The following is a 12,905-nucleotide window of genomic DNA, read 5'->3' on the forward strand; positions in this document are numbered from 1 at the left end:
TGGGTTTACGGCGTCTCCCGCAATCGGGTCCACCCCGCCATCCCTCGGATAGTCAGCTGTTGCCGTTGAAGTTGACGTTGATTCGGCGGGTGCAGGGCCGCAGGCCCTGCAGGCAACCCTCAGCTGCGCATGCCCACGCCGCGGCGCAGCAGCCACAGCGCCAGCGCCGTCAGTACCACCACGAAGCCGATCATCAGGCCGTAGGCCACCGGCAGCGGTACGTCGCTGCTGCCCAGCAGGCCATAGCGGAACGCGTTGACCATGTAGAAGATCGGGTTGGCGTGCGTGGCCGCCTCGGCCCAGGTCGGCAGCAGCTTCACCGAATAGAACACGCCGCCCAGGTAGGTCAGCGGGGTCAGGATGAAGGTCGGCACGATCGCCACGTCATCGAACTTCTTGGCGTACACCGCATTGATGAAGCCGGCCAGCGAGAAGATCGTCGCGCCCAGGATCACCGTGGTCAGCATCACGATCGGATGCGGAATGCGCACCGGAGTGAAGAACATCGCGATGATCAGCACGATCACGCCCACCATCAGGCCGCGCAGCACGGCACCGGCCACATAGCCCCACAGGATCACCCAGTTCGGCATCGGGCTGACCAGCAGTTCTTCCACGTGGCGGCCGAACTTGGCGCCGAAGAACGAGGAGCTGATGTTGCCGTAGCTGTTCTGGATCACGCTCATCATCACCAGGCCCGGCACGATGAACTGCATGTAGCTGTAGCCGCCCATGTCACCCACGCGCGACCCGATCAGGTTGCCGAAGATCAGGAAGTACAGGGTCATGGTGATCGCCGGCGGCACCAGGGTCTGGCCCCAGATGCGCATGATGCGGGCGACTTCGCGGCGCACGATGGTCATCAGCGCGACGCGGTTGCGCTGGCCGTCGGTCAGCTCGGTGGTGCTCATGCGGAAGTCTCCAGGTTGCCGGTGAGGCGCACGAACAGCTCCTCCAGGCGGTTGCTCTTGGTACGCATCGAACGCACGCGGATGCCAGCCTCGTTCAGCGTGGCGAACACGCGGTTGAGGTCCATCGCGCGCGGCATGTCGATGTCCAGCGTGTGCGGATCCGGCGCGGTCAGCGTCGCGCCCTCGATCACCGGCAGCTGCGCCGGCAGCTCGCCATCGATGTCCAGCAGGAAGCCTTCCACGTCCAGCTTGGCCAGCAGGGCGCGCATCGGGCCCTGCTCGACGATCTGGCCGTGGTTGATGATCGCCAGGTGGCGGCACAGGTACTCGGCCTCTTCCAGGTAGTGCGTGGTGAGGATGATCGTGGTGCCGGCGGCATTGATCTCCTTCAGCACGCGCCACATGTCGCGGCGGATCTCGATGTCCACGCCGGCGGTCGGCTCGTCCAGGATCAGCAGGCGCGGGCGGGTCATCATCGCGCGGGCGATCATCAGCCGGCGCTTCATGCCGCCGGACAGGGTGCGGCTCATCACCTGCGCCTTTTCCCACAGGTGCGCACGCTTCAGTTCCTCTTCGGCACGCTTTTCGGCGTCCTCGCGCGGCACGCCGTAGAAACCGGCGTAGTTCACCAGGATGTCGAAGGGCTTCTCGAACAGGTTGAAGTTGATTTCCTGCGGCACCAGGCCGATCAGGCGCATGGTGGCGCTGCGGTTGCGCACCAGGTCGCTGCCGAACACTTCCACCTGGCCCTCGCTGAGGTTGACCAGGGAGCTGATGATGCCGATCAGGGTCGACTTGCCGGCGCCGTTGGGGCCCAGCAGGGCGAAGAAGTCGCCCGGGGCCACTTCCAGGGAAACGCCCTTCAGGGCCTGGGTGCCGTTGTCGTAGGTCTTGCGCAGGTCGCGCACGCGCAGGGCGGGCGCCATATCGTTCTGGGATGCCAAGCTCGAAGCCTTCGCGCCCATGGGCTGGCGCTGGAGAGGGGGCGGGGAGGGGCTATTATAGAAGACCCCGAGGGCTTGCCCCGGCTACACACTGTCCCGAAAAGTCGTGCCTGTTCAATTCCCCCTCAAGCTGGTCGGCCGCCGCATGCTGGCCCCGACCGTCGGCCACTACCAGTTCGTGCGTGACGATGGACAGCCGCTGGATTTCCAGCCGGGCCAGTTCATCCAGGTCCATTTCAGCTACGCCGACGGCACCGAAACCAAGCGCAGCTACTCGCTGGCGACCATTCACGACCACGCGCTGGGCCCGGGCGAGGCAGTGGATATCGCGGTCAGCTTCGTGCCCGGCGGTGCCGCAACGGCGCTGTTCGAGGCGCTGGAGCACGGCGGCCAGGTCAGCGCGTCCGGCCCTTACGGCCGTTTCTGCCTGAACCCCGGCGACCACAATGCCCGCTACCTGCTGATCGCCACCGGCACCGGGGTCACCCCGTACCGCTCGATGCTGCCGCTGCTGGAAACGGCCATGGCCGAGCGCGGCGTGCAGATCGTGCTGCTGCAGGGTGCGCGCAGCCCGGGCGAGTTGCTGTACAGCGAAGATTTCTACAGCTTCGCCGAAAAGCACCCGAACTTCCGTTATGTACCTTGCCTGTCGCGCGAACTGCCTGCCGATCCGCACCCGGACGTGCAGCACGGCTACGTGCAGCAGGCGCTGGCCGGTTTCACGCCGGACCCGGCCACCGACATCGCCTACCTGTGCGGCAACCCGGACATGGTCGATGCCTGTGCCGAGCTGCTCAAGGCGGCTGGCCTGGGCAACCCGCAGGTCCGCCGCGAGAAGTACGTCAGCAGCAAGTAGGCCAGGGTAATGCCGGCCGCCGGCCGGCAACCGCATGGACCCTGGTAGTGCCGGCCGCKGGCCGGCAACCCCATGAACCGGAGGCGGCGTCACGCCGCCCCCGGTGCCTGCCTCAGTACGCGATCCAGGCGTCGCGCCATGCAAAGCCGGTGCCCGGGCGGTAGGCATCGGCATTGATGTTGCACCAGGCGCCTTCCGGGAACGGACGGCAGGCGTACAGCTTGCCATCGGTGCCCTTCACCACGGTCTCGCCAGGCGTGTAGCTGCCGATACCGGCCGGGTAAACGAAATCGTAGTCGCCGCCCGGCGGATCGATCGGGCCCGGCCCCGGAATCCGGGTTTCCAGTTCGAAACGGTTGCCCGGCTTGAGATAGACACGGTTCTCGGTCGCCGACGCCACCGGCGTGATGACGCCGTTCCTCATCACACCCACCCGGGCGTGCTGGGCGCTGCCGTTGACCCTGCGCGCCAGCGCCAGCGGCCACTGGTCTGCAGCAGTCTGGCCGGCGGCCAGGGTGATTTCCGGACGTTCCAGATCGTTGCCGTTGGCGTTGAACACGCGCAGGGTCACCGTGGTGCCTGCTTCCAATGCACCACGCGCGGTGACCGGTCCGGCATCCTGCCATTGCGGTGGCGGGGTGACGCCATCACCGTCTTCGAAGCGCACGTCCATGCAGGTGTAGAAGGCTTCACCCGAATCCGAGCGCTGCCAGGTGTTGTAGATGATGTGCTGGCCGCTGCGCTTGGGCAGCGGGCAGTCCAGCTTGTAGACACCACCCTCGGACAGCGGCACGTTGCCCAGCGTGCAGAACGCTTCCAGGTCCGACCAGCGCAGGCCGTCGCTGGCCTTCCAGCCGTCACGGGTGACGTAGAACTTCCACTCGCGGGTGGCGTGCGGTGCCGGTGCCAGGAATTCAAAGGTGTACCGGCCGCGTGCATCGGTGCGGATCGGTGAGGTCGGCCAGTCGCTGCGGTCCAGGTCGAGGCCGCGGAACTTGCTGTTGCCACCACTGCACAACTGGCCATCCGGAACGACGGCCTGATGGTTGCCGTGCGCGGCGGCCTGGTTGACGCCGTTCCAGTCATAGAACGGCTGCGCGCCACCCATGGCCTTGGCCGCAGCGCAGGCCGGGTTGGTCGGGTTTTCCGGGTTGCCCTCGTAGCACTGCTTCACGCGGCTGAGGGGCTTGGACATGGTGCCGTGGGCGAAGGCGCTGCCGGACAGGGCCAGGCCAGCAATGGCGGACAGCGCGAGCGCGGCCCGATGGGACAGATGCATGGAGATCTCCTCTGGAAGGGTAGGACTGCCGGGAGGAGTCTTCACATGCGAACTGACGATCACCATAGGAACTGTACGAAACTCGCGGCCGCGACACTGCTTCCGTGCAGTCGTACCCACTTCCTGCGGTCGAGAGGCGATGCAGTGGCACCGCCTCTCGACCGTACGATCAGTACGCGATCCACGCATCCCGCCAGGCTGCACCCACGCCCGGCCGGTACGCCTCGGCATTGACGTTGCACCAGGCACCTTCCGGGAACGGGCGGCAGGCGTACAGCTTGCCGTCGGTGCCCTTCACCACGGTCTGGCCCGGCACGTAGCTGCCGATACCAGCCGGGTACACGTGATCGAAATCACCGCCCGGCGATGGCGTGCCCGGGTCCGGCACCTTCGTGTCGAGCTGGAAGCGGTTGCCATCCTTCAGGTACACGCGGTTGGCGGTGGCCGACGCCGTCGGCGTGATCACGCCGTTGCTGAGCACACCCAGGCGTGCATGCTGCGCATCGGCATTGACCTTGCGTGCCAGCACCAGCGGCCACTGTGCCGCGGCCGTCTGGCCGCTGGCCAGCGTGGCCTCAACGCGTTCCACGTCATTGCCGTTTGCATTGAACACGCGCAGCGCCAGTGTAGTTCCCACCGGCAGCTCGCCGCGTGCGGTGACCGGACCGGCATCCTGCCACTGCGCTGCGGGCGGGGTGCTGCCGCCCTGGAAGCGCACGTCCATGCAGGTGTAGAACGCTTCGGTCGAATCCGAGCGCTGCCAGGTGTTGTAGATCACATGCTGGCCGGTGCGCTGCGGCAACGTGCACTGCAGCTTGTAGGTGCCATCGGCCGACAGCGGCGTGTTGCCCAGCGTGCAGAACTCCTGCAGGTCGGCCCAGCGCAGCGGGCTGCCCGGCTGCCAGCCTTCGCGGGTGACGAAGAAGCGCCAGTCACGCGTGGCATGCGGCGCGGTGGCCTTGAACACGAAGGTGAACCTGCCGTTGGCATCGGCCTGGATCGGTGTGGTCTGCCAGTCGCTGCGGTTCACATCCAGGCCGCGGAAGGTCGGGTTGTTGCCGCTGCACAGCTTGCCGTCTGGCACCACCGCCTGGTGGTTGCCGTTGGCATTGGCCTGGTTGATGCCGTTCCAGTCGTAGAACGCCTGCGAGCCGCCGATCGCCTTGGCGGCGGCACAGGCCGGATTGGTCGGGTTCTCGGGATTGCCCTGGAAGCAGGCGTAGACGCGGCTGACCGGAGTGGTCATGGTGCCGTGGGCGGCCGCAGTGCCGGCCAGGCCAAGACCTGCGGCGGCGAACGCGGTGGCCAGCAGCAACGGTGTGGATCGGAATGACATGGCGCATCCTTGTGGTCGTCGAAAGGGAACGGTGACCGCAGGAGTTGCGCTGCGCAGCGGACTTGCGGCGGCACCACGGCGAGTATCGAGTCGTGGTGCGGGCGGCGGAACCATGGAAGTGCCGATCCGTGACTGTGCATGTGAATCCCTTCCCGCAGGCTTCACGTGGTGCTGAACGGATGCGCCAGTGGTCACGTGACCGGCGTGCCGTCGATCACGTCATGGAGGTGGCGCTACGCAGCGTTGATGCCAACCCGATCTGCCTGGCATGAGAAACAGCCGTGTGCCGCGTTGTGCAGCTGGACAAAGGCCACCGCTGGATCGGCGAAGATCGTGTCCAGCTGCGTGGCGACCTCGGTGCCGGCGCAGACCTGCGCACTGCGCATCAGCGCTGCGCGGTCGTAGGCACGCAGCGAGATCATGCGGCGCTGAACATAAGGTGGCACTTCCCCGGCAGGCAGTACGCAACGGGTCACGCCGCGCTGCACGAAGATCGGGCCGGAGGCGCGATAGGGCGAGTGCAACGGCAGGTGCACATGGGACAGCAGGAGCAGTTCGCTGCCGCAGGGAGGATCGCTCAGGCTGATCCGGCAGGGATGTCCTCCCGAATCGCCTGCCCAGCGACGCTGGATTCCCAGAGCAGCGAGCGCGTTGTCACTCATCTCGAACAGGGGCAGGAAGGGGCGGTGGTCGATGCCACCGAGGTGCCACGCGTGCATGGGCGTCTCCTTGGTTTTCCGCGGATTCTGCGCATGCGCCGGCCGCCATGCTCGCCGTTTTCGGACCCCGCATCACCCTCGAGCCGAACAACGCCGCGGGAATCGCGCTGCAAGGCGCTAAGATGCGCGCGCTGCCCCGGCCGACGAGCGCTGCATGTCCCTGGATTTCCGCACCATCACCGTGCTTGGCTTCCTGCTCTGCATCGGCATTGCCGTGGGGTTCTCGCTGCTGCTGGTCGTGCTGCGCGGACAACCCGTGCTGCGCCAGTGGACCGCCAGCCTGTGGCTGCTGACCCTGGGCGTGACCCTGCTGGCGCTGCGTCCCCATCTGCCACTGGTGCCGGCCGTGCTGGCCGGCAATGCAGCGATGGCCGGGTGCGCGCTGATGATGCTGCGCGGCGTGGCGCTGCACCTGGAGCAGCCGTTGCCGCTGTGGCGGCCGTTGTTGATGGCGGCCGCGTTCATGGCCTGCATCTTTGCCTTCCTGGTGCTGTGGCCGAGCCTGGGCGTGCGCCTGCAGGTGTTCAGCGTGTTCGCGCTGGTTGTCGATGTCTGGATCGCATGGCTGCTGCTGCGGCATGCCCCGGCCCAGCAACGCACCAGTTGCCGGTTGGCTGCGGCGGTGTTCCTGGCCGAAGCCACCCTGTATGCCGTGCGCCTGTTCCTGCCGGTGGCCCCGGATGCCGGTGAGGACATCATGCGCACCGGTTCGCCGATGTTCGCCACCTACATCGCCGGAGTGATGCTGGAACTGGCGCGCTGCTTCGCGATGGTGCTGCTGCTGGTCGAGCGGATGCTGGTCGATCTGCGGCATGCGGCGCGCACCGACGGCCTGACCGGCCTGCTCAACCGCGGCGCCGTGCTGGCCGACGGCCAGGCGCGTCTGCAGCGCCTGCGTCGACAGCGACGGCCGCTGGCGCTGCTGCTGGTGGATGTCGATCACTTCAAGCAGATCAATGACCGCTGGGGCCATCTGGCAGGTGACCAGGTGCTGCGCCATTTCGCAGCGTTGCTGCAGCGCTGTGCACAGGGCCAGGACGCCCTGCTGGGCCGTTACGGTGGTGAGGAGTTCGTGCTGGTGCTGGCCGGCAGCACGCAGGATGACGCAATGGCAGGGGCCGCAGCGATCCGTGCCGCCCTGCAGCGGTGCCCGGCGCGCCTGGCCACCGGACCGGTGACGGTCACCGCCAGCATCGGTCTGGCGATGGACGAAGGCCAAGGCGACCTGTCCACGCTGCTGGCGGCGGCCGATGCGGCGCTGTACCGGGCCAAGGCCGAGGGCCGCGATCGCCTGGCCTGCGCTGTCCCGGCCGGGAATGCGCTTCTGCCCATCGCCGCCGAGGCGCTGCCCGTGTAAGTTGGGTCACATCTTCCGCGGCAGCCCGTCGTGGTCGGCAGGAACGTCCTCCAGGGGAAACACGCACGATGCAAAGACACCACCTCGCGCTGGCCGGAATGCTGGCCAGCCTGATGCTTGCCGGTTGCAGCCAGCCACCGTCCGCCGACGCGAAGGGCGGCGCCGACGCGCCCAGCCGCCGCTTCGGCACCATCGGCTTCCAGCCCTGCACCTTGTCCACCGTCGGCGCCAGCGCCAACGTGGAAGCGCAGTGCGCCACCCTGCAGGTGCCGGAGGATCGCGCTCATCCCGAAGGCCGCAGCATCGGCCTGCGCATCGCCTGGCTGGAATCCGGCGACGGCAGCAGCAGCCAGCCCGATCCGGTGTTCTTCCTGGCCGGCGGCCCCGGCCAGGCCGCCAGCGAAGTGGCCGTCATTGTCGATACCGCCCTGCGCCAGGTGCGCAAGCAGCGCGACGTGTTCCTGATCGACCAGCGCGGCACCGGCGGCTCCAACCCGCTCAGCTGCCTGGGCGCCGACGGCAAGGAACTGCAGCTGGACGAAGACGCCGCGCCCACCGAAGCGGTGATGCGCGACTTCGCCACGCAGTGCCTGGCCTCGCTGAAAGGCCGTGCCGATCCGCGCTTCTACACCACCACCGAAGCCATTGCCGATCTGGACGCCGTGCGCCAGGCGCTGGGTGCCGAAAAGCTCAATCTGGTCGGGGGGTCCTATGGCACGCGCGTGGCCCAGCGCTATGCCATGGCTTACCCGCAGCACACGCGCAGCATCGTGATCGATGGCGTGGTGCCCAACGACCTGGTGGTGGGCGGCGAGTTCGCCAGGACCTTCGACAACGCCATCACCCTGCAGTCGGCGCAGTGCCGCAAGGATGCCGCCTGCAGCAAGCGCTTCCCGGTGGACACCCGTGAACAGCTGCGCAGCGTGGCCGACACCCTGCGCCGCACGCCGGTGACGGTCGATTACCGCGACCCCGGTACGAACGCGCCGCGCCAGGACGTGCTTTCGCCGGACAGCGTGGTTGGCCTGGCGTTCGCCTTCTCCTACGTGCCCGAGTACTCCTCGCTGCTGCCGCTGGTGCTGGATGAAGCCGCACAGGGCCGTTACGCACCGCTGGCCTCGCTGGTGCGTGGCGCCACCCGCAGCATGGATTTCCAGATCAACCGCGGCATGCAGTGGTCGGTGATCTGCAGCGAAGATGCGCCGCGCTACCAGGCTCGGCCTGAAAGCGATGACGCGCTGTTCGGTGCCGAAGCAGCACGCGCGTTCTTCGCCGCCTGCCCGGTATGGCCGCACCAGCCGGTGCCGGCCGCCAGCACCGCAGCGCTGAAGGGCGATCTGCCGGTGTTGCTGCTCTCCGGTGAACTTGACCCGGTCACCCCGCCGCGTTACGCCGAGCAGGTGCTCAAGGGCCTGCCCAACGGCCGAGCGCTGGTTGCCCGCGGGCAGGGTCACGGCACGCTCAACGCCGGCTGCATGCCGCGCCTGCTCGGCCAGTTCATCGACACCACCAATGCCAAGGCGATCGATGCCAGCTGCCTGGATACGCTGAGCTATGTGCCGGCGTTCACTTCGTTCAACGGATGGGCCCCATGATCGTCGCCGACAACCTGCACAAGGCCTTCGATACCCGCACCGGCCGTATCCAGGCGGTGGCCAACGTCGGCTTCCGCGCTGCCGATGGCCAGATCACCGGCCTGCTGGGCCCCAACGGGGCCGGCAAGACCACCACCATGCGCATGCTGTACACGCTGATGACGCCCGACCAGGGCAGTATCAACGTCGATGGCATCGATGCGGCGCGCAACCCGGTGGAGGTACGCCGCCACCTGGGGGTGCTGCCCGATGCGCGTGGGGTGTACAAGCGCCTGACCGCGCGCGAGAACATCGCCTACTTCGGCGAACTGCATGGCCTCTCGGCCCAGCACATCCGCGAACGCATCGAGGTGCTGTCGCATGCACTGGACATGGGCGACATCCTTGATCGCCAGACCGATGGCTTCTCGCAGGGCCAGCGCACCAAGACCGCCATCGCCCGTGCGCTGGTGCACGACCCGCGCAACGTCATCCTCGACGAACCCACCAACGGCCTGGACGTGATGACCACCCGCGCGCTGCGCCGGTTCCTGCTGGGGCTGCGCGAAGAAGGCCGCTGCGTGATCCTGTCCAGCCACATCATGCAGGAGGTGGGTGCGCTGTGCGACCACATCGTGATCATTGCCAAGGGCACGGTGATGGCCGCCGGCAGCGCCGATGAACTGCGCGCGCAGTCCGGTGAAACCAATCTGGAGGATGCGTTCGTGAAACTGATCGGCAGCGAAGAGGGCCTGCACGCATGAGCATGATGTCGACCCTGATGACGGTGATGCGCAAGGAGCTGCGTGACCTGTCGCGCGACCGCCGCACGCTGGCGCTGACCCTGCTGTTCGGGCCGCTGCTGTACCCGCTGCTGATCCTGGGCATGGGCAAGCTGTCCGAAAGCCGCGTGCGCACGCAGATCGAGCAGCCGCTGCAGATTCCCACCATCGGCGCCGAACACGCGCCGAACCTGGTGCGCTTCCTGGCTGCCCAGGGCCTGAATGCTGCTGCTGCGCCGAAGGACCTGGCCGAGGCCATCCGCTCGCAGGACATCGACGTGGCGCTGCGCATCAGCCCGGACTTCGGCAGGGACTGGGCCGATGGCAAGCCGGCGCTGGTGGAGGTGATCCGCGACAGTACGCGGCGTGCCGCCGAAGTGCCCACTGCGCGCCTGCAGGCGGCGTTGGCCACCTACAACGGGCAGGTGGGTGCGCTGCGGCTGATGGCGCGGGGCATCGACGCCCAGGTCGCACGGCCGCTGGACGTGGCCAGCCAGGACATGGCCAGCGCCGAAGCCAAGCGTGGCCTGATGCTGTCGGCGTTGCTGCCGATCCTGCTGACCCTCACCTCGTTCCTCGGCGGCGCCTACCTGGTGATGGACACCACCGCCGGCGAGCGGGAGCGGCAGTCGCTGGAGCCGCTGCTGGCCACGCCGGGGTCGCGCAGCGCTATTGTCAGCGGCAAGATCGCCGCCGCCTGCATGGTCGGCTTTGCTTCGCTGCTGTTGACCCTGGCCGCGTTCAAGGTGAGCGCGCAGATCGCCCCCGGCAACATCGGCCGCCAGCTCAACATGAACATCATGGCGATGGTGCAGATGCTGCTGGTGATGCTGCCGATGCTGCTGATCGGCACCTCGCTGCTGACCTTCCTGGCCGCCGCCGCCAAGAGCATGAAGGAAGCGCAGAGCCACATGACCTGGCTGATGCTGCTGCCGATGCTGCCCGGCTATGCGCTGATCGCCTACCCGGTGAAGAGCCAGCCGTGGCAGTACGCGGTGCCGTTCCTGTCGCAGAACCAGATGCTGCTGAAAGTGATCCGCCACGAGACCATCACCGCCTCGGTGTGGGCGATCTACCTCGGCGCCAGCCTCGGCCTGGCCGCGGTGCTGTGGTTCGCCGCCGTTCGCCGTTACCACAACGAGCGCCTGGCCATCTCCGGCTGACCGCAAAAAAAGGGACGGAGGGGATTAAGTCGTTTCTGCCTCTCCTGTCCCCTTCTTTCGAGGCCGCCCCGGCCTGCGCAGTTCCACGGAACGCCCCAGCGTTTCTTCCACCATCCGCAGGAATGCGGTGTTTCCCAGAGGCCGCTGTCTTGCGCTGTGGGCGCGGATCACTGGCACGTCTGCAGAGGCATTTGCGTCGTTGAGGAACTCCGCATACAGCGTTGCCCTGCGGTGTTGGGTTGGCGCCAGTGACTGGAATGCAGGATGCGGTGTCAGCAATGGATCATCGCGGCGCTGCAGGTTCCCGTGCACGCTGGACCATGGATGGTCTTCGGCGGAAACGACAATTCCGGCGCGAACGGGATTGCGTTCAATGTAGCGGTATACGCTGAGAAGGTAGGCATCGCTGTCGACCATCGATGAATGAAAACGCCCCTGCCAGAGCGGGCCGCTGCGTTCATGGCGCTGGTTGAATGCCTGCACGTAATTGTTTCCCTGCATGCGCATGGCGTCTGCCAAGCCCTGGTGGGTGGAGGGTGTCGCCAACAGATGGATGTGATTGTCCATCAGTACGTACGCGTGCAGCGCGACGCGATGCTTCATGAAGGCGCCGTGCAACAGACGAAGGAAGAGCTGACGGTCGATGTCGTCAACGAAGATGGCCCCCTTGTTCACACCGCGCTGGGTTACGTGATAAGGCTGGCCTGCCAGCATCAGGCGCGCTTGTCGAGGCATGGGCACTCTGGTCTTAAGAGGGTCTCCAGCGTGCAGCTACCACCACCGTGGAAGACATCAGGCGAAGCCGTCAGCGTGTGTAGGGTGGGGCAGAAACGACTTAATCCCCTCCGTCCCCTTTTCCGTAGCGCGCAGGCGTCACCCCCATCTCGCGCTTGAACACGGCGATGAAGGCGCTGGGTGTGTCGTAGCCCATGGACAGCGCGACACTGATCACCGGTTCGCCGGACAGCAGTCGTGGCAGCGCCAGCAGCACGCGCAGTCGTTGCCGCCATTGGCCCAGCGTCATGCCGGTTTCGGCCAGCCAGTGGCGGGCGAGGCTGCGGCTGGACAGACCGCTGCTGGCGGCCCAGTCGTCGATGCTGCGGTTGTCGTGCGGGGCGCGCGCCAGGGCGGCGGCGATACGGCGCAGGCGTCGGTCGCGCGGTTGCGGCAGGGCAAGCGGCAGCGGCGTGCTGGCGCTGATCTCATCGGCAATCACGCCGGCCAGGCGCTCCTGCGCAGCATCCAGCACCCGATGGGGCCACTGCAGTGCACGAGCCGTCGCGGCCTGCAGCAGCGTACTGGGCTGGAAAATGCGTGGTGTCGCTGGCAGTTCCATGCAGGCCGAAGCGCTGAAGTACAGGCTCCAGCCATCGAAATCCTCTGCCTCCACCAGTGCGTGGGGCAGCGAGGGTGGTATCCATGCGACGTGCCCGGCCGGAAGCAGCCACTGCAGATCCCCGGCTTCGATGCGCAGCATGCCGTGGTGGACACCCAGCAGCTGGCCGCGCACATGCCGGTGGCGTGCTGTGCGGCGTCGTCCAGTTGCGCGCAGTTGCGACGACAGCACCGCAGGATCACCGCCGGCGTCCGCCAGGGTGGGATCGATCAACGCGGTGAATGTCTGATCTGCCATATCAATTGGCAGTTATACGGCAGATACGCCGGCTGCGGGGCGCCACACTGGCTTCCGATCCCAACGGAGTCTCATCCATGCAGCCACACGACATCCTCCCCGACCATCAGAACGACGTGCAGGTGAACGGCGTGACCGTGCGCAAGGGCAGCGTCGGTGCCTTCCTGGCCAGCGTCCGTGACTGGCAGGATCCCGCCAGCGATGATGCCGCCCGCGCCACTGCCGAAGCCGACCTGCGCGCGCTGCTGCCGGGCCTGCATGCGCTGGGCCTGTTCCAGGTGCTGATGGCGCACGATCCGGCCCTGCAACGCCTGATCGATGGAGCGGCCTGAAACGACCAAGGCCCGGACA

Annotated in this window: 13 protein-coding genes; 6 read left to right on the top strand and 7 right to left on the bottom strand. The window is 67.0% G+C overall.

Going from position 1 to position 12,905, the window contains the following annotated elements; all coding sequences use genetic code 11:
- Positions 1-119: 119 nt before the first annotated feature.
- Together D7T59_RS06125 and D7T59_RS06130 are read right to left on the bottom strand one after the other, a co-directional pair.
- Positions 120-911 carry an ABC transporter permease gene (locus tag D7T59_RS06125; protein WP_099524090.1) on the bottom strand — a complete coding sequence of 264 codons (792 nt, stop codon included), beginning with the start codon at positions 909-911 and terminating at the stop codon, positions 120-122.
- Positions 908-1,876 carry an ABC transporter ATP-binding protein gene (locus D7T59_RS06130; protein WP_180852795.1) on the bottom strand — a complete coding sequence of 323 codons (969 nt, stop codon included), beginning with the start codon at positions 1,874-1,876 and terminating at the stop codon, positions 908-910. Before D7T59_RS06130 ends, D7T59_RS06125 begins: the two co-directional genes overlap by 4 nt.
- 85 nt (positions 1,877-1,961) lie before the next feature.
- Between D7T59_RS06130 and D7T59_RS06135 the strand changes: the two genes are divergently transcribed.
- On the top strand, positions 1,962-2,711 hold the full coding sequence (locus tag D7T59_RS06135; RefSeq protein ID WP_164138942.1) for a ferredoxin--NADP reductase: 750 nt from the start codon (positions 1,962-1,964) through the stop codon (positions 2,709-2,711).
- Positions 2,712-2,823: 112 nt separating this feature from the next.
- Here D7T59_RS06135 and D7T59_RS06140 read toward each other — a convergent pair whose 3' ends face one another.
- The 3 genes from D7T59_RS06140 to D7T59_RS06150 form a co-directional block, all read right to left on the bottom strand.
- Positions 2,824-3,990 (bottom strand): lytic polysaccharide monooxygenase, encoded by a 1,167-nt coding sequence (locus D7T59_RS06140; protein ID WP_180852794.1) that lies wholly within the window; start codon positions 3,988-3,990, stop codon positions 2,824-2,826.
- A gap of 169 nt (positions 3,991-4,159) precedes the next feature.
- Complete coding sequence (locus D7T59_RS06145) at positions 4,160-5,326, bottom strand: lytic polysaccharide monooxygenase (protein ID WP_180852793.1); 1,167 nt, start codon at positions 5,324-5,326, stop codon at positions 4,160-4,162.
- Positions 5,327-5,559: 233 nt separating this feature from the next.
- The gene (locus tag D7T59_RS06150; RefSeq protein WP_164138937.1) at positions 5,560-6,045 is read right to left on the bottom strand and encodes a DUF1203 domain-containing protein; all 486 of its coding nucleotides are present in this window, start codon (positions 6,043-6,045) and stop codon (positions 5,560-5,562) included.
- Between the two features lie 154 nt (positions 6,046-6,199).
- Between D7T59_RS06150 and D7T59_RS06155 the strand changes: the two genes are divergently transcribed.
- The 4 genes from D7T59_RS06155 (at position 6,200) to D7T59_RS06170 (ending at position 10,921) form a co-directional block, all read left to right on the top strand.
- Positions 6,200-7,402: a GGDEF domain-containing protein gene (locus tag D7T59_RS06155; RefSeq protein WP_180852792.1), complete on the top strand. Its 1,203-nt coding sequence runs from the start codon at positions 6,200-6,202 to the stop codon at positions 7,400-7,402.
- Between the two features lie 68 nt (positions 7,403-7,470).
- Complete coding sequence (locus D7T59_RS06160; RefSeq protein ID WP_180852791.1) at positions 7,471-8,997, top strand: alpha/beta fold hydrolase; 1,527 nt, start codon at positions 7,471-7,473, stop codon at positions 8,995-8,997.
- Entirely contained in the window at positions 8,994-9,740 is a 747-nt protein-coding gene (locus D7T59_RS06165) for an ABC transporter ATP-binding protein (protein ID WP_180852790.1), read from the top strand. The genes D7T59_RS06160 and D7T59_RS06165 overlap by 4 nt, the downstream gene beginning before the upstream one ends.
- Complete coding sequence (locus D7T59_RS06170) at positions 9,737-10,921, top strand: ABC transporter permease (RefSeq protein WP_164138931.1); 1,185 nt, start codon at positions 9,737-9,739, stop codon at positions 10,919-10,921. The genes D7T59_RS06165 and D7T59_RS06170 overlap by 4 nt, the downstream gene beginning before the upstream one ends.
- Positions 10,922-10,945: 24 nt before the next feature.
- Here the strand turns inward: D7T59_RS06170 and D7T59_RS06175 are convergent, their stop codons facing one another.
- Complete coding sequence (locus D7T59_RS06175) at positions 10,946-11,656, bottom strand: REP-associated tyrosine transposase (RefSeq protein WP_180852789.1); 711 nt, start codon at positions 11,654-11,656, stop codon at positions 10,946-10,948.
- Between the two features lie 100 nt (positions 11,657-11,756).
- On the bottom strand, positions 11,757-12,554 hold the full coding sequence (locus tag D7T59_RS06180; protein ID WP_180852788.1) for a helix-turn-helix domain-containing protein: 798 nt from the start codon (positions 12,552-12,554) through the stop codon (positions 11,757-11,759).
- 77 nt (positions 12,555-12,631) lie between these two features.
- On the opposite strand from D7T59_RS06180, the gene D7T59_RS06185 reads away from it, so the two are divergent.
- Positions 12,632-12,886 (top strand): hypothetical protein, encoded by a 255-nt coding sequence (locus tag D7T59_RS06185; protein WP_164138926.1) that lies wholly within the window; start codon positions 12,632-12,634, stop codon positions 12,884-12,886.
- The last annotated feature ends 19 nt before the right edge of the window (positions 12,887-12,905 follow it).

Source organism: Stenotrophomonas maltophilia, assembly GCF_013464915.1.
Lineage (GTDB): Bacteria > Pseudomonadota > Gammaproteobacteria > Xanthomonadales > Xanthomonadaceae > Stenotrophomonas > Stenotrophomonas maltophilia_AT.